Raw genomic sequence first — 15,648 nt, forward strand, 5'->3', positions numbered from 1 at the left:
CGATGGGTGAAGGTTGCTCGACGACGCTGCCGGCTAACGCTTGGAACTGGATCGCGGTGTGGCGCCGCAACTATCTGGCATGGAAGAAGGTCGCGCTTGCGTCGATACTCGGCAATCTCGCCGATCCGATGATCTACCTGTTCGGTCTCGGCTTCGGCCTGGGAATAATGGTCGGTCGCGTTGACGGCACTCCGTATATCGCATTTCTGACCGGCGGCATGGTTGCGGCAAGTGCCATGACCTCCGCCACCTTCGAAACGATTTATGCGGCTTTCGCTCGCATGCAGACTCACCGCTGGGAAGCGATCCTTTACACACAACTCACCCTTGGCGATCTCGTCCTTGGCGAATTGGCATGGGCCGCGACCAAGGCTTTTCTGGCCGGCACCGGGATCTTGGTCGTTGCCACTATTCTTGGCTATGCGGCATGGCCTTCGGTCCTCTATGTACTGCCGGTCATCGCGCTGACCGGATTTGCATTCGCGAGCCTGGCGATGGTCGTCATGGCACTCGCACCCAGTTACGACTATTTCATTTTCTACCAGACGCTCGTCCTCACACCCATGTTGTTTCTGTGCGGCGCGGTGTTTCCGGCCACACAGCTGCCCGGCGGATTTCAGGAAATGGGGCACTTCCTGCCGCTCGCGCATGCGATCGACCTCATTCGCCCGGCAATGCTTGGCCGGCCTCCGGTCAATGTCGGCCTGCACGTTGGTGCGCTTTGCCTCTACGCGGCCTTGCCGTTCTTTCTTTCCGCAACACTGTTGCGACGGCGCCTCATGCCCTGAAGCCATGACCGCTTACGAAAAGGAGATATGAAATGCAGTATCGCGAACTCGGCCGCAGCGGCCTGAAGGTAAGCGCGCTCGGCTTCCCTAACGCAACTGACGCACAACTTCGCCGCTGCCGAAGTCACTTTATCACGCGAAATTCTGGATGGAATCCAGTCAATTTGCCAGCGTTACGGATCTCCAGCACCATGATGAGCTTCATCGGTTTTTCGGCCCGATCGCGCGACCTCCGGCCCTCGGTCCGATTTTGGGGAACTGCCACAAAGAAGCAGCCGGAGAGCCCTTACGCTCGCCAGCGCGACCGCGGAGTTCTTGTGCAGGCGCCACCCGCCTTTGTGATCAATATCAGTTGGAAACATGCGCAATGATCCATTCCGTATCGTCGCCCGAGCCATTTGTAATCCTCGCAATGCCGCGAACTGGGACGCACTATCTCGAAGCGTTGCTGAACGACCATCCTAATGTGTTGAGCAACGGAGAGTTGCTCAACAGCTATGATGAAAATTGGCCCGATAAGGATCGTCTGCGGCACAGCGATCGCGAGCTTCTCGAGCTTGCCTATCTGCGCTATCCGCCGAGCGAAAAGAAGGTGACGCACGTCGGCTGTAAAATCAACGAGCCTCAATTTTATGACCGTCCGGGCTTTTTCGACGAATTGGCACGTTGGCAAGGCCTGAAGGTCATTCTGCTTACTCGCAATACATTGGAATCCCTGCGATCGCTCGTGCAGGCAAGGCAAACGGGTCAGTGGCTGAAATTTAGCCCGGACAGTAATGAGCCCCCAAGTGTCTGGCTGTCAGTTAACGCATGCGAAGCCTATTTCAAAGCCGCCGACGATTTCCATGCGCGGGTCAAAGGTGCGTTCGATCCGAGCAAACTGCTGGTGATCGAATACGAGGATCTTCTTCTCAAACCGAGCGCATGCCTGGCAACGGTTTTGGCCTTCCTGGGAGCTCCCGCGCATCAGTCTTCCAATCGCGCCACCATTCAACGGCAGGAAACACGGTCGATCACTCGCTCGCTGCAGAATTTTGAAGAGCTGCGGCGGCACTTTGCAGGTGGGCCTTACGCGAAGTTCTTCGAGCTTGACGACGCATCGGCTCCGCAAGGATAAATGAGATGTCATTCGACAATCTGCGATACCTCGAATCCGAAGCCATCCATATCATTCGGGAAGTCGCTGCGACCTTTTCAAATCCGGTTGTACTCTATTCCATCGGAAAGGACTCTTCCGTTTTATTGCATCTTGCAATGAAGGCGTTCTTCCCGGGAAAACCGCCCTTTCCCTTTCTTCATGTGGACACCCTGTGGAAGTTTCGGGAGATGATCGCCTTCCGCGACCGTACGATGCGGGAACTGGACCTGAAATTGATTGTCCACGTCAATCACGATGGCATCGATCAGGGTATCAGTCCCTTTCGAGACGGCTCCAACGTGCACACGCACGTGATGAAGACCATGGCGCTGCGCCAGGCGTTGGACAAATACCGTTTTGATGCTGCGCTCGCAGGCGCCCGCCGCGACGAGGAGAAATCGCGAGCGAAAGAACGGATCTTTTCCATTCGCAACGCCCAGCACGCCTGGGATCCGAAACGCCAGCGTCCGGAGATGTGGAGAACCTACAACACGCGTGTCAGCGCAGGCGAAACGATGCGCGTCTTTCCGCTTTCGAACTGGACCGAGCTCGACGTCTGGCGGTACATCCAAAAGGAAAACATTGCCGTCGTGCCACTCTATTTCGCAGCGCCGCGGCCCGTCGTGCGCCGCGGTACGACGACGATCATGGTCGACGACGAGCGCATGCCGCTTGAGCCCGACGAAACCGTCACGCAACGCATGATCCGTTTCCGCACGCTCGGCTGCTACCCTTTGACGGGCGCGATCGAATCCAGTGCGGCGACGGTTCCAGAAATTTTGCGCGAGATCGTGGAGGCACGCACCTCCGAGAGACAGAGCCGGCTGATCGATCTCGACGAGGCCGGCGCAATGGAGAAGAAGAAGCGCGAAGGGTACTTCTGATGTCATATCCTTTTTCGATATCAGCGCATGACATGGAAGAGCATCTGGTCCAAGAGGACAAAACACCGGTTCTTCGATTCATCACCTGCGGCTCGGTCGACGACGGCAAATCGACCTTGATCGGTCGATTGCTTTGCGATGCGGATTTGGTCTTCGAAGACCAATTGGCAGACCTTCGCCGCATCGGTATCCGCGGCGGCAATGGCGAGGAAATCGATTTCTCTCTGCTGCTCGACGGCCTTGAGGCAGAGCGCGAGCAGGGCATCACCATTGATGTCGCATATCGCTATTTCTCCACGTCGAAGCGCAAGTTCATCGTTGCCGATACGCCCGGTCACCACGAATATACGCGCAATATGGTAACGGGCGCATCGACGGCCGATCTTGCCATCATCCTCGTCGACAGCCGCCAAGGCATGCTCCAGCAAACGCGCAGGCACTCCTATCTCGCCTCGCTTCTCGGCATACGCCATGTCGTGCTGGCGGTGAACAAGATCGATCTCGTGGATTTCAGCGAGCCGGTATTTGATGCCATCGTGGCCGAATATGTAAGCTTCTCGGCGAAGCTGGGTTTTGCCAGCATAACGGCCATTCCGATGTCCGCCCGCTTCGGAGACAATGTTGTGCTGAAATCCGGGCAATTACCCTGGTATGAAGGCCCGGCCCTTCTTGAATATCTGGAAACTGTTGAACTCGACCCAGCTGATAAGCAAAGAGCCTCACGTTTTCCTGTTCAGCTCGTCATGCGGCCCAATCCGGATTTTCGCGGCTATGCGGGCCGGATCGCATCCGGAAAAATTGCCGTCGGCGATCCGGTGGTCGTCTCTAAATCAGGGCGGCGCTCCTCGGTCAGGGCGATCATTGCACCCGACGGCAACCAGATATCTGCCGCAGAAGGGGAACCGGTAACCTTGGTTCTTGCCGACGAGTTAGATGTCTCCAGGGGCGACATGCTGGTTGACCCCGCCTCAAGACCTTTTGTCGCCGACCAATTCCAGGCGCATCTCATTTGGTTCGATGCCAATCCGATGCTCCCCGGACGAAGCTACCTCTTGCGAACGGAAACGGACAGTGTCGGCGCCACGGTGACTGCGCTCAAGCACCAACTGAATGTCGACAGCTTCGTTCGCGAACCAGCTAAATTGCTTCAGATGAACGAGGTGGGCGTCTGCAACATCATGACGCAACGACCGATCGTGTTTGACGCCTACGAGGAAAATAGGTCAACGGGCAATTTCATCATCGTCGATCGGGTAAGCAGCGCGACCGTCGGTGCCGGCATGATTGATTTCCCGCTTCGTCGTGCCGACAACGTTCATTGGCAAGCGCTCGACGTCGACAAGGCCGCTCGCACCGCGCTTAAGAACCAAAAGTCCGCTGTTCTTTGGTTCACCGGTCTGTCGGGCTCGGGCAAGTCGACGATCGCCAACGCACTCGAGGCGCTCCTGTATACATGCGGCAAGCATACCTATCTCCTGGACGGAGATAACATACGCCACGGTCTCAATCGCGATCTTGGCTTTACCGCGGCTGATCGGGTCGAGAATATACGCCGCGTCGCCGAGGTCGCCAGGTTGATGGCCGACGCTGGGCTGATCGTAATTTGTTCCTTCATTTCGCCCTTCCGAGAGGAGCGACGTATGGCGCGCGAGCTTTTGGAGGAAGGCGAGTTCATCGAGATCTTTGTCGACACGCCTTTGGAGGAATGTGCGCGGCGCGATCCGAAGGGACTCTATAAAAAGGCCTTTGCCGGCAACATTGCCAACTTCACCGGCGTCTCGTCTCCCTATGAGGCGCCTGAGGATCCGGAACTTCATCTCAAAACGGTTGGCCAGGAGCCGGCGACGTTAGCGCTTCAGATAGAGGAGTTCCTTCGAAGGCGAATGGAGGAGAAACAGCGCCTGGCTTAACGCTCGCTTTTTTTGGCGTGCGCTGGGCGTCAGTCATCCGAGCGGCGGTTTGGTGTTACCCGCGGCTCAGGCTTTAGTTCGGCAAACTTGCGAAATTGCAGATCCTCTTTCGGCAGACGATTGATGTCGAGGCATATTGCGTCCGAGATGTTCATCTGGTGTGTTCCGCTCGGCTCTTCATCATTTCAGCAACTGCAGCATTTGCTTCGTGATCGACCGATGTGCGGTCAAACGTATCAATCATCAAGCCTCCCGGCGCCGACGTGCTGCGGCTGGCGAGGCAGGGCCGAGACTTCGCAGTTACGAACGAGTGTCGGTGGCCAGCTCCCCTGGGTCTTCGTTCAAGTCGATCTCTTCGAAACTGAACAGGTCGAAGCGTCGCCGTCACGGACTTCCCCAATGCCACTCCACACGGCGACAGCATTCCGGTAGGTCTGGGCCGCCTCGCCGAATACGTTGCGCAAGAGGTTTACCGGCAGATGGCTAGCACCAGCTTGCTAGGGATGGAACGGTCTCAGACCGCGATTGCCCTGAGCGCCTTATCCAGGGAAAATCGCCCTATTGAGCCATTGGCGAACGTCACGCCAAAGCAGCGTGTGGTGTAGCCTTCATCGCGCTCGTAGGTCGGGTAGAAGGATGTTGGGGACGAGGGAAGCGGCCAATTGGTCTTGGCGCAATAATCGCGGTAGAGTGCCGCTATATCCGCCAGATCACCGCCCGAGAATGGCTGCTTAAGGTCGTTGCGGTCGAGCATCGGCGCGAAATGTTGCTTCGCGGAGGTGATGGTCGCAAAGGTGCGGCCGGTTTCGAGAGACACTGATTTCGCCATGTCTGCCCCCTATTAAACCCTTGGTGTAATGCGCGCCGCGGTTCGGATATCCGCGATCTGCGTGCCAAGCGCCTGAAGGCTCTGACGCATATCGTTGAACACAGGCTGTTCAGCATCCGGATCGCTGATCGTGACGATAGCCGTGAACGGCACGCCTTCCTCCGGCATGACCTCTCCGGCACGGGTCAGATAGTCCACGAACAGCCGCCAGTTGGAGGAAGCGCCAACACCCTTCGGGAAGGTCTTGGCCAACACTTTAACCGGGCTCCACTTCAGATCATATTCGATGCGCTCGGCCTCAATGACCTGTGCTTCGCGTTTTGACGGAAGATAGAGGGGCTCTAGTTGCCCTTTCCATCCACCCTTTGGCTTTTCCTGCTGCAAGGTGGCATTGATGTTCACGCGAACAAACTCCGAGCCAAACCGCGCATCGAGAGGCGGGGTGGAGACCAAGGTGATCTTCGCCCGACCTCGGCATTTCCCGCCCGGCCCGACCAGCGAGGCGGGCCAAGGGAAACGGAAGTTGATCTGCTGATCGCGTTGAATCCGCGATGCGAAAACAAGGGTGATACTATGATCGCCGGTCTCAAGGATCCGATCCGCCGAAGGCGGGAGACCAAAGCCCACCATATGACGCGCGATCGGCGCGAGCTCCTTCGGTTGCAAAGGCACCGGCATTTCGGCGTGATGGACCATCAGGGCGATCAGCGTTTCGCGTGAGACCTCGCCTTCGATGGCATGATCAAGAACGGCGGCCGTTTTCGCGGCGAGCGGCGCAGCATAGCTGGTGCCGCAGCCATCCACGACGGTTCCGTCGGGCAGGATGGAAAAGAGGCCATGCCCGAGTTCGGGATGTAACGAGCCAGCGCCACCGATATGTGCAAGATCGGGTTTCACACCCGCACGCAAACCGGGACCACGCCTGCTGAAGCGAGTCGGTGCAAAAGCCACGCAGCCGCTGTGTCCCGGCGGGTTGAGCGCCGCGACGGCGACGTTGCGAGCGCTCTCTGCAGGGGTCAACAGGCTATCGTTACGAGCAGTTGCAAGATTGGCGAGGGCTGCGGTCGCATCGGCGGGCCATTCAGCCCGCAGATCCTGTGGCTGAATATTGCCCGCCGAAATGAACATGATCGCATTGTTGCTCTCAGCGATATGATCGAGGCGCGCAGCGTGTGGGCTGTAGCGATCAGGGGCGGCCGGCTGCAAAATGTTGAGGCTCATGTTGAACACCCGGACCCCATGCCGGGCGCGAGCATCGGATACCGCCGTCTCCATTTCGTCGAAGAACTGGGGAAGACCTTCGGGGTAGTAGGACGCGAAGGCTCCTGCCTTTCGTTCGTTCGGGAACACGGCGACGTCGACCAACTCTGCGCCATCGGGTTCTGAACAGATTTCCACGCCATTCAAGGCGCCGCCCACTGCCGCCAAACCACCAATGAAGGTGCCATGCGCAAGGTCAACATCTTCGTCAGCGAGAATGTCCCAGCGATCGATAACCCACTCGGACAGCGCATCGCTGATGCCACCGTCAATGATCCCCATCCGAGGGTGTGTTCGACGACTGTCGCGAACCGGAAGAGCAAGGTCGGTCGGTCGCGTGCGGGCGATAGGATTGACCGACTGACTTGCACGGACAACGATGCCTGGCAACTCGATGCGCCGGACCAACGGATGACTATCAAGAAAGCCAAGCAGGCGGGCGTGGCGCCCAGTGTCAGCGCTGAATGGCGCCAACTCGCGGCGGCGTTCACTGACCGTGGAACCGGTCAGTTGCAGGACCGGCTGATCGCTCGATTGGTCAAGGCGGACGGAAAGGAGCGGATGCCTGTTGCGGTGATTAGGCAGCCGTTCGACCGTCACGCCGCCATTGAGCTGGCTGAAACCTGCGATGAAGCTCTCGACGAGCCGGCGTTGGCCCGCATCGAGACGATCCCATTCGGAACGGGGCGGCAGGGCCTCGAATAATTCGACTTGATAGCTGCCGCCGGTCGCTGGCTTGGAGAGCCATGCAACCGCCTCCTCCACGGAGAAGCTACGGCGGTCTGAGGGGCCATAAAGTTCGATCCGGTCAATCGCACCCGTCTCGCTCTTGCGAGCAGTGGGATGAGGTTCGTCCTTCTGCTTGTTCTCGTTGAAACGCATCTCCGTATGAGACTCGGCTTTGTCGATCTCCGATGAGACTTGCTGCAGGGCGCCGGGGCGCGCGGCAACGATCATGACACCCAGATCACCCCCGCCCACGACCGGCGTGCGATCGTTGCGGAATAGACTCGCGACCGGGCGATGGCTCTTGGCCCATGCCTCCCGGCGCAGGATGACTTTCACAAAGCCGACGTCACCCTGAGCTTGAGCACTCAGAACCCCCGAGATCGTGTCGATCTGGTTCATGAGGGCCGCCTTGTGCTTGGCGAATTCGGCATCGCGATGCGCGAAGAAGTCCTTGTGTCCGCCTCCGCCGCCAGCGTCGCGGGCTTCCTCATAATTCTCGGGGTTGAGGACGATCTGGATCGGGCTAGCCATTGGAAACCTCACCTTCGCCCATCTTGGCTACACGGCCAAGCTGCCGGCTGACTGTTGATTTGTCCTTGCCGGCGATTTCGCCAATATCAGCCATGGAGAAGCCAAGGATCGGGTCATCGCGCATCGCGCGGAACAGATTGCCTGCATCATCGAACAGCAACGCCCGCCGTTCGCTTTGAACCCGCGCCGCGTTCAGGGTCGCGAACTGTCGCAGCGTGTCCAAAAGCCCGCGCCTGTCCTCATCTCGTACAGTCGTCGCCTTTTTGTATGTCCGCACGAGCGACTCGATCTCAGCCCCGGTGGAGCCCTCGGTGAACCACGAAATCAGACGCAAATGGCTGTCTGGCGCCTTCACAGGGCGCATGAAATGCGCGGCAATAGCCTTACGGATCTCGAAGTCGGGCTTGGGGATTTCGAGCTGGACCTCGAAGCGCCGCCAGACAGCCGAATCCAGTAGCTTGGGATGATTGGTGATGCCAATCGTAAAGCCCACATCGCGGCGAATATCGAGATTCTGCAGGAGCGCGTTCACCACCCGCTTGATCTCGCCGACCTCCTGCGGATCATCTCGAACTTTCGCGATGGCGTCGAACTCATCCAGCAGCAAAACGCAACGATGGCGGTTCGCGAACGTAAACAGGTTGCCGATGTTTCGCGCCGTCGTGCCGAGAAACGATGACACGAGGCCGTCAAGCTTCACAAGCACTACGGGCAGATCAAGCTGCTGGGCGATCCAGAGTGCCAGACGAGTTTTGCCCGTTCCGGGAACACCGTAGATGAGACAGGTCTTCGATGGCCGAATGTCGATTTCGGCGAGCGCATCGAAATTTGCCCATTCATCAATGATTGTGCCGATAGCCTGACTGACGGTCTCGTTGAACAAGGGAGCCGCTGACTGGATGTCAGCCGGAAAGATAATGTCAGCAAGCGGGGCCGACGTTTCACGATCGACAGGCACCGGCGTGTTGCGGGTCAGAGGTTCACCAAAAATCTGCGTCTTGGACCGTTCGATGCGGCTCGGGGCAAGTTCCTTGGTCCGGTCGGCAGTCGTAAGAATGCTGGCCAAGGCAGCCGACTGCTGCTGTTCGCCATCTTTGGCTAATGCGTCACGCAGGCGCTCGATCTGCTTGCGCAGAGCTGGAGAGGCATCCGCCATCGCGGCGCGGCAGAGGGCTTGGATGATAGTAAAATGGTCCATGAAAAATCCTCGGCGCGTTGCACCGTTACGCCACTATGATGCATATATAACAACAACCGGTGCATTTCAAGCGGAAAATGATGCGCATTACTGATATTTGGTGCACAATGTCGGCGTCGGGTTGCGTCGGTTCTGGCTTTTGGTGCGGAAACACAGCGCCGGGGCCGCGGCACCGACGCGGCTGGGGAGCGCTCTTGCGAACAGTGGTAGGCCGATGCCCACCACCAAATTGCTACTTGAATAGAGGCGCTCGGCCTTGGCTGGCCCGGTATCGCCGAATTTGATCGAGCCATTTCAGGAGCCGGTGACTAGAGCAATTCCAGGAAAAGTGCGAAACGGTTTTCCGTCCGGAATTGCGTAAAAACAAAGGGCTAGAGCGGGAAAGCGATTCCGTGAAACGCTGAACCGCTCTAGTTCCGTCCGACGCGAACGTCGTCGGCCATCCCAGCGAAGGACAGCTTCCCTCCGCCACTCACCAGAAAGCCGTCAGTAGACAACCGGCCCCGGATCGGTCATGCATCCAAGCCGAGCCGGCGTCCGCTTGCGGGCGCAAAGCAGGCGTTGGCTATTGGTGATTTTCTGCCGAATTCGGCGTAACGTCGGGAAGACTTTATGATCCTCGGTCGGCATGCGATTTGCGGAGTCTGGCTCGCCTGCAGCTATGTCGGATCGACAAGACCAGCCGCAACCTCGCTAATCGACAGGTCGATCAGGGTGATGGTGCATTCCGCGCAGAAGCGGCGTTCGTTTTTGGTCATGGTTTCGGCGTCAATCACGGCGAAGTGTGGCCCGTTGGAACGCTTCATGATCTGGCGGGCGAAAATGCGTAACATCTGATCGTCGAAGCGGCAGCCGACGAAGAAAAAACCGCGATTGGTGCGTCGCTCCTTCACTCTTTCAGGGATCGGCGTCTGGATATCGATTTCGGTCAGGACTTCGACATAATCAGAATCGGAGACGAGAAAGTTGGCGGCGGGCCGAACGCTCCCATGCGGCGCATAAAGCACCGTCCTTGCCACTGGGCCGGGGCCGAGCTCCCTCCCGGACAAATCGTAGGTTTTCGTCCAAATGTGCGCTTTCTCGTTTGCCCGCGTGATGCCCTGTATCTCGACAACGTCTGTTCGGCCTTTCGCCGCGATGGCTGCTCGCATCGTTCCGTCGTACCAACTGTCGATGATGAGCGAGAGTGGCAGCGTCGCAAGCCAGAGGTGGAGGGCAGTCGGCGGCACGGATGGGGCGAATATCTCCGCCATCCAGGCTTGAAGCGTCCGACGATGCCTGCGCTGCTCGATAAATTGCGCGACCGACCACATGTTACTGCGTATCTTGGAAGAGACGGTCGCCCGTTTGTTAAGAGCTGCTGCAACGGCCGCCGGCCTGTCCGGTACAGGCGGTGCCGCCGAACTCAGTTGCAGGAGCCCGGGACCGAGATATGGGATGAGCTCATCCGCGACGAGCGCTTCCTTCAGCAAATGAAGTTGCCTTTCGGCGTGATGATCCCTGCAGACCGAAAGATGATCGGAGTTAAGACGCGCAGTCATGCCCTTGTCGCCTTTCGTTGTTCGTTAGCAGCGCCTAGTCCTCCTCAGATATCTTTCTTGCCTCGACAGTGATCGGCAGACGCGTGTCCTGCGGCAGGTCGGGCAGGGCGAGCCGCCAACCGTTCCTAAGCAGCACGCACCCGCCCCATAAATTTTCATTCTCCATGGCAATGATCGGCTCTTCGAGATCCTTCTTGGGAACATATGCTGTCAGGCAGGTTCCGGTTCTGCGGATCATGACCTTCACGGAGCTATTCCTTCTTTGGGGCTGGTGGCCGTTTCGGCAATGCCAACCGCGGCTTTGTCGAGGCTCGTCAGTTCACGCGCGCGCATGCCGACGATGGTGCCGCGATCGATCCATTCGACCGCATAGATGTAGAACTGCTGTAGAAAGGTGCCGATGTCGCGCACATAACCCTCATCGCCTTTCCGCACCAGGTTTTCTCCAACGTCTTTGCCCGGATAGGTGCCGTCATTCTTTATATGGCGTGTGGCACGGACCCGCTCGCCCGGCAGGAATTGCGGCGGAGAGCCGATTTCCACCTCTTGTTCGCGTCCTGGGCTCACCGCGGTTCCTTACTTTCTTGGGACTGCTCCGCTTAACGACGAAGTTCAAAGTGTCCTTTGACGGGGATATTGCCTTCCGCGACCAGCGAAGAGAAGATCAGGCTGGAACGCAGGTCTTCGGTACCGGACATACCGCTGCGCATTGCTGCGTCTCGAAAGCTCCCTCGCATTCTGTGCATTTATCCGGATCGATCACGTAGTTATCACGCTTGAGTTCTATCGCACCTGATGGACATTCGAACTCGCAGGCTCCGCACTGGGTGCATTGGGATGCGATGATCTTGAAAGCCATTATCAACTCCTGAGGACGTTCAAATAAAACAGTTCACGCCGTCGCCGTCAGCGGGCCGACTCCAAACTCGGCGGCATAAACCGCACTGATTGCGGTTTCGATGTAATCATAGCTATAAGCGTGCATTGCTCGAATGCCGGCGTCCGCCAGCCGCTTCTTAGGACAATCTCCGATCTTGGCGCAGAGCACGATGTCGATCCCTTCGAGCGCAACGATGACGGCGTCGAGTGTGGCGTCGTCACCCCAACCGCCGCGGCAATACTGCTCGATCTTGCGATGGCCGACGAAGGCGATTCCTCTCGGGGAAGCCTCATAAATCTGGAATTCTTTCGCATGGCCGAAATGTTCGTTGATGCGGCCGCCGCCCTTGGTCGCTACCGCGATTTGAAGTGACCCGTCAGGGCCTGCCGCCTTGACCATTTCTATCGCCTCGCTCTTGGCTGCTGCGTGAATGCTTCTCTCTTGCGCGACTACCTCGCGGTATGCCGCGCGATTGCGGTCGTCGTAGGAGAGCTCGCCAGGAATTTGGTCGAGCATAAATTCCTTGCCACGGTCCTCGCCCAGTAGGCCGACGGCATCAGCACGGCACTGCCGGCAATGGCGCATCAGCTTGGCGCCGTTTTCGAGACGATCCTGAAGCGCCTTCAATTCGATTGGCCGCGGAGCGCGTTGCCCGGTCAGGCCGTAGTAGGTGCCGTGCGCCGGCTCCGAAATCAACGGCATGACGTTGTGCAAGAACGCGCCACGCTCCTTCACCCATCTGTTCACCTCGATCAAGTGCTCGTCGTTGACGCCGGGTATCATGACCGAATTGATCTTGGTGAGGATGCCTCGAGCCGCCAGCATCTCCAGGCCCAACATCTGCCGCTCGTGCAGGATTTCGGCGGCTTCGATGCCGGTGTAGCGCCGGTGGTTGTAAAAAATCCAGGGGTATATCTTCGCACCGATTTGCGGGTCGACCATATTGATGGTGATGGTCACGTGATCGACATTCATGCTTGCAAGCTCGTCGACATGATCTGGCAGTGCTAGCCCGTTGGTCGAGATGCACAGCTTGATATCGGGGATTTCAGCGATAACCTTTTCGAATGTTGCCTTAGTTCTCTGCCAGTCGTAACAGGCATCGCCCGGCCCGGCGATGCCTAGGACCGAAAGCTGGGGCACTTCGTTGGCGACCGCAATGACCTTGCGCAGAGCCTGGTCTGGCGTCAGCTTTTCCGAGACGACCCCGGGCCGGCTTTCGTTGGCGCAGTCATATTTGCGATTGCAGTAGTTGCATTGGATATTGCAGGCTGGCGCGACGGCGACGTGCATGCGCGCGAAATAGTGGTGTGCTTCTTCTGAATAGCACGGATGATCCTTTATCTTCTCCCAGACTGCTGCGTCTATGTCGTTCGGCTTGGCGGTTGAGCCGCAGGACGAAGATTTGCAGTTACTGGACTTCGCGATAGTCAGCCTGCGGTGGGACGTTTTGGCGCTGGCCAGGCTATCAAGCGAAATCATCGATGCAGTCATCAAACAACTCCGTTGTTGGTGAACGTCGCAGATCAAACTGCAACAGCTATGCCAACCCCAGAAATCGTTTGATGTCAGGCGTCTTAGCGTCTGGTGTCCGATTCAAGACGTGTGCTCCGACATAGTTTTGTTAGTTCCTGACGCTGGGCACACAGGCTGGGTCGCAAACGCGACGCGCCTTTGTCATGCGGAGCAATGGATCGTCTTCGACCTGACGAAGGAGATAGCCTTAGAACTTTTTGACCTCGATATTATGCCGGCGCAGAGCATAGCCGACCTGGCGCGGCGTGAGGCCGAGCATGCGGGCCGCTTTGGCCTGAACCCATCCGGTCTTCTCCATCGCGTCGATCAGCCGGTCCCGCTCCGTTAGGCGCGGTGATATGGCCGGGCATGCCGGACCGTTTGGATCGCAGGCCTTGACGGGCATCACCTCCGAGTGCGATGCGCCGCCGGGCGGGGTGGAGAACGGCGATACTGCTGGTATCGTTCTACCTCGAGTGAGTTCATCGATGGTCTTACCGCCATGACCACCGTCGTCTCCTTTCCAAAGGCGCGCCGAAAGACATTGGCTGTTCTGGCAAGCGAAATCCGAGGGAGCGATCGCCTTTGAATGCGCCAGTGTGGCCGTCCTCCGCACGCAATTTTCCAGCTCGCGGACGTTCCCAGGGAAGTAGCATTGCGAGATCAGGTCCAGTGCCGGCGCCGTGAAGGCGAGTTCGCGATTGTTCTCCCTGTTAAAACGGTCGAGGAAAACTTTTGAAAGGCGTGGAATGTCCCCGGGCCGCTCTCTAAGCGGTGGTAAGACGATCGGCACCACGTTGATGCGATAGTAAAGGTCGGCCCTGAATTCCCCATTCGCGACAGCCACTTCGAGGTCCTTGTTGGTTGCGCATATGAGCCGGATGTCGACTTTGAGTGTCTTGGTTCCGCCCACCCGCTCCAGCTCGCCTTCCTGCAAGACGCGCAAGAGCTTGGCTTGAAAGGCAGGCGAAATCTCGCCGATTTCATCAAGGAGAAGCGTTCCGCCGTTCGCCAATTCGAAACGCCCCGCGCGTTGTGAGACAGCCCCGGTAAAGGCACCCTTTTCATGTCCGAACAATTCCGATTCCAAAACACCTTCCGGCAGTGCGGCACAGTTCAATTTGACGAAAGACTTCTTCCTGCGAGGGGAAAGCTCATGGATGGCTTGTGCAAAAAATTCTTTACCGGTGCCGCTTTCACCCCGCAGAAGCACGGTGGTATTCGTCATTGCCACGGCGGAAACGATCTCCAGCACCTGCTTGACTGCGGGGCTTTCCCCGACGATCCAGTCGACTTTGACTCGCGCAGCCCGGCTGGCGTCGTTCCTGTTGCCCTCGGGGGATTTTCGCTGCGGCTGAAGGATCTGCGGACCGGCCGTGCTCAGGGCTCGATGGAACGATACAGTTTGGCCAATAAGATTGGCGACCATGGTAAGGAAGCGGATATCTTCGTCATGACGGAGCTCGGTGGCGCTGTCCCTGAAGCGGTCGATCCATAACGTTCCTACTAGTTTGTGCGCAGCCTTTAGAGGGACACCGATAAATGTGATTGGGATAGAGTCGCTGCTCACAGACGGCTGAGGATCGGCCCGGAATAAATCGGACTTGCTAGTTTCCCTTATCACGAGCGGCTGCCCGGTCGTCACGATTTGGTCTATCGCAGCGCCTGGAACAATGTAGCGAGCGCCGGATTGACGGCAGTCGGCGACGCCGGCCGACGCGGTAATTTCCGGCTCCCCTTCGCCGGCCAGCACGACAATTGCTCCGTGACGCATCCGCAGAAAGGTGGGGAGGATATTGGCGACATTGGCAAGCGTGATTTCCAGCGGGACAGCGGCAGTCAGGAGCTTGGATATTTCATAGATCCCGCTGCATGAGATTTCCACTTCAGGCGTTTTGCTGGATGATCCGGGCAAAGTTCCAACTTTATCGGCGCAATCGCGTAGGATGCGGGTCATTTTCAGCACCTTTAGCTGTGTAAAACGATCACATCACTACCATCGTTTGTACTTATTTGTATAAATAGAAACTCTAATGTTAGTTTCTGAAATTGCAAGCTGGTTCCACGCGAAATTGATGCAGCGCCTGGATGCGATCAAAACAGTGTGCTGTTGACCTATTTGAGAATAGAGCCGTTCACCCGAACTTGAAAAGAACACCGAAGCCACCGCGCGGGTAGTTCCACACAACCTCACCACTGGCCTCGCACAACACCCTGCATGTGCCACACTCCATGCAGCCGTCGGCGGCAATCTCTACCTGGCCTTTGTCATTCAGCTCATAGCATTTCGCCGGGCAGATGCGCGTCAACGCCCGCAGGTTCGCGCTCGGATGCTCGTGCGGTCGCACGGTGATGTGCGGACGTCCCGGATCAACCAGATAGCGGTTCTGGAAAAGCTTGTCCTCCACGCGCAACTTCGTCGCTGCAACGGTCATCATATTTCTC

Annotated in this window: 15 protein-coding genes; 5 read left to right on the forward strand and 10 right to left on the reverse strand. The window is 57.8% G+C overall.

Going from position 1 to position 15,648, the window contains the following annotated elements; all coding sequences use genetic code 11:
• Positions 1-2 precede the first annotated feature (2 nt).
• The 5 genes from CCGE525_RS35075 to nodQ are packed head-to-tail and all read left to right on the forward strand — an operon-like array spanning position 3 to position 4,720.
• Entirely contained in the window at positions 3-788 is a 786-nt protein-coding gene (locus CCGE525_RS35075; RefSeq protein WP_120708934.1) for an ABC transporter permease, read from the forward strand.
• A gap of 32 nt (positions 789-820) precedes the next feature.
• Complete coding sequence (locus CCGE525_RS38615; protein ID WP_162950418.1) at positions 821-1,159, forward strand: hypothetical protein; 339 nt, start codon at positions 821-823, stop codon at positions 1,157-1,159.
• Positions 1,156-1,905, forward strand: a complete 750-nt coding sequence (locus CCGE525_RS35085) for a sulfotransferase domain-containing protein (RefSeq protein WP_120708935.1) — start codon at positions 1,156-1,158, stop codon at positions 1,903-1,905. The genes CCGE525_RS38615 and CCGE525_RS35085 overlap by 4 nt, the downstream gene beginning before the upstream one ends.
• 5 nt (positions 1,906-1,910) lie before the next feature.
• Entirely contained in the window at positions 1,911-2,810 is a 900-nt protein-coding gene (gene cysD / locus CCGE525_RS35090) for a sulfate adenylyltransferase subunit CysD (protein WP_120708936.1), read from the forward strand.
• Complete coding sequence (gene nodQ / locus CCGE525_RS35095; protein ID WP_120708937.1) at positions 2,810-4,720, forward strand: bifunctional sulfate adenylyltransferase/adenylyl-sulfate kinase NodQ; 1,911 nt, start codon at positions 2,810-2,812, stop codon at positions 4,718-4,720. Before cysD ends, nodQ begins: the two co-directional genes overlap by 1 nt.
• Positions 4,721-5,234: 514 nt before the next feature.
• Here the strand turns inward: nodQ and CCGE525_RS35100 are convergent.
• The 10 genes from CCGE525_RS35100 to CCGE525_RS35145 all read right to left on the reverse strand — a co-directional run bounded on the left by CCGE525_RS35100 (position 5,235) and on the right by CCGE525_RS35145 (position 15,638).
• Entirely contained in the window at positions 5,235-5,549 is a 315-nt protein-coding gene (locus CCGE525_RS35100; RefSeq protein WP_120708938.1) for a hypothetical protein, read from the reverse strand.
• 12 nt (positions 5,550-5,561) lie between these two features.
• On the reverse strand, positions 5,562-8,069 hold the full coding sequence (locus CCGE525_RS35105; RefSeq protein ID WP_120708939.1) for a S8 family peptidase: 2,508 nt from the start codon (positions 8,067-8,069) through the stop codon (positions 5,562-5,564).
• Complete coding sequence (locus CCGE525_RS35110) at positions 8,062-9,267, reverse strand: AAA family ATPase (protein ID WP_120708940.1); 1,206 nt, start codon at positions 9,265-9,267, stop codon at positions 8,062-8,064. The genes CCGE525_RS35105 and CCGE525_RS35110 overlap by 8 nt, the downstream gene beginning before the upstream one ends.
• Before the next feature lie 659 nt (positions 9,268-9,926).
• Positions 9,927-10,808 (reverse strand): SIR2 family NAD-dependent protein deacylase, encoded by an 882-nt coding sequence (locus tag CCGE525_RS35115; RefSeq protein ID WP_120708941.1) that lies wholly within the window; start codon positions 10,806-10,808, stop codon positions 9,927-9,929.
• 34 nt (positions 10,809-10,842) lie between these two features.
• On the reverse strand, positions 10,843-11,055 hold the full coding sequence (gene nifT, locus CCGE525_RS35120; RefSeq protein WP_120708942.1) for a putative nitrogen fixation protein NifT: 213 nt from the start codon (positions 11,053-11,055) through the stop codon (positions 10,843-10,845).
• Complete coding sequence (locus CCGE525_RS35125; RefSeq protein ID WP_120708943.1) at positions 11,052-11,375, reverse strand: nitrogen fixation protein NifZ; 324 nt, start codon at positions 11,373-11,375, stop codon at positions 11,052-11,054. Before CCGE525_RS35125 ends, nifT begins: the two co-directional genes overlap by 4 nt.
• Before the next feature lie 97 nt (positions 11,376-11,472).
• Entirely contained in the window at positions 11,473-11,667 is a 195-nt protein-coding gene (locus CCGE525_RS35130) for a 4Fe-4S binding protein (RefSeq protein ID WP_120708944.1), read from the reverse strand.
• Positions 11,668-11,700: 33 nt separating this feature from the next.
• Positions 11,701-13,182: a nitrogenase cofactor biosynthesis protein NifB gene (gene nifB, locus CCGE525_RS35135; RefSeq protein WP_120708945.1), complete on the reverse strand. Its 1,482-nt coding sequence runs from the start codon at positions 13,180-13,182 to the stop codon at positions 11,701-11,703.
• 229 nt (positions 13,183-13,411) lie between these two features.
• The gene (nifA, locus tag CCGE525_RS35140; protein ID WP_120708946.1) at positions 13,412-15,160 is read right to left on the reverse strand and encodes a nif-specific transcriptional activator NifA; all 1,749 of its coding nucleotides are present in this window, start codon (positions 15,158-15,160) and stop codon (positions 13,412-13,414) included.
• Positions 15,161-15,338: 178 nt separating this feature from the next.
• Positions 15,339-15,638 (reverse strand): ferredoxin family protein, encoded by a 300-nt coding sequence (locus tag CCGE525_RS35145; RefSeq protein ID WP_120708947.1) that lies wholly within the window; start codon positions 15,636-15,638, stop codon positions 15,339-15,341.
• Positions 15,639-15,648 lie beyond the last annotated feature (10 nt).

This window comes from Rhizobium jaguaris, from assembly GCF_003627755.1.
Classification (GTDB): Bacteria; Pseudomonadota; Alphaproteobacteria; order Rhizobiales; family Rhizobiaceae; genus Rhizobium; species Rhizobium jaguaris.

What these genes read in the sequence shown, in the direction of transcription:
- CCGE525_RS35075 (WP_120708934.1), top strand. Translation starts at nt 3, where the DNA reads ATGGGTGAAGGTTGCTCGACGACGCTGCCGGCTAACGCTTGGAACTGG.
- CCGE525_RS35145 (WP_120708947.1), bottom strand. Translation starts at nt 15,638, where the DNA reads ATGACCGTTGCAGCGACGAAGTTGCGCGTGGAGGACAAGCTTTTCCAG.
- nifA (WP_120708946.1), bottom strand. Translation starts at nt 15,160, where the DNA reads ATGACCCGCATCCTACGCGATTGCGCCGATAAAGTTGGAACTTTGCCC.
- CCGE525_RS35110 (WP_120708940.1), bottom strand. Translation starts at nt 9,267, where the DNA reads ATGGACCATTTTACTATCATCCAAGCCCTCTGCCGCGCCGCGATGGCG.
- CCGE525_RS35115 (WP_120708941.1), bottom strand. Translation starts at nt 10,808, where the DNA reads ATGACTGCGCGTCTTAACTCCGATCATCTTTCGGTCTGCAGGGATCAT.
- CCGE525_RS35130 (WP_120708944.1), bottom strand. Translation starts at nt 11,667, where the DNA reads ATGGCTTTCAAGATCATCGCATCCCAATGCACCCAGTGCGGAGCCTGC.
- CCGE525_RS35100 (WP_120708938.1), bottom strand. Translation starts at nt 5,549, where the DNA reads ATGGCGAAATCAGTGTCTCTCGAAACCGGCCGCACCTTTGCGACCATC.
- CCGE525_RS35085 (WP_120708935.1), top strand. Translation starts at nt 1,156, where the DNA reads ATGATCCATTCCGTATCGTCGCCCGAGCCATTTGTAATCCTCGCAATG.
- nodQ (WP_120708937.1), top strand. Translation starts at nt 2,810, where the DNA reads ATGTCATATCCTTTTTCGATATCAGCGCATGACATGGAAGAGCATCTG.
- CCGE525_RS35105 (WP_120708939.1), bottom strand. Translation starts at nt 8,069, where the DNA reads ATGGCTAGCCCGATCCAGATCGTCCTCAACCCCGAGAATTATGAGGAA.
- cysD (WP_120708936.1), top strand. Translation starts at nt 1,911, where the DNA reads ATGTCATTCGACAATCTGCGATACCTCGAATCCGAAGCCATCCATATC.
- CCGE525_RS38615 (WP_162950418.1), top strand. Translation starts at nt 821, where the DNA reads ATGCAGTATCGCGAACTCGGCCGCAGCGGCCTGAAGGTAAGCGCGCTC.
- nifB (WP_120708945.1), bottom strand. Translation starts at nt 13,182, where the DNA reads ATGACTGCATCGATGATTTCGCTTGATAGCCTGGCCAGCGCCAAAACG.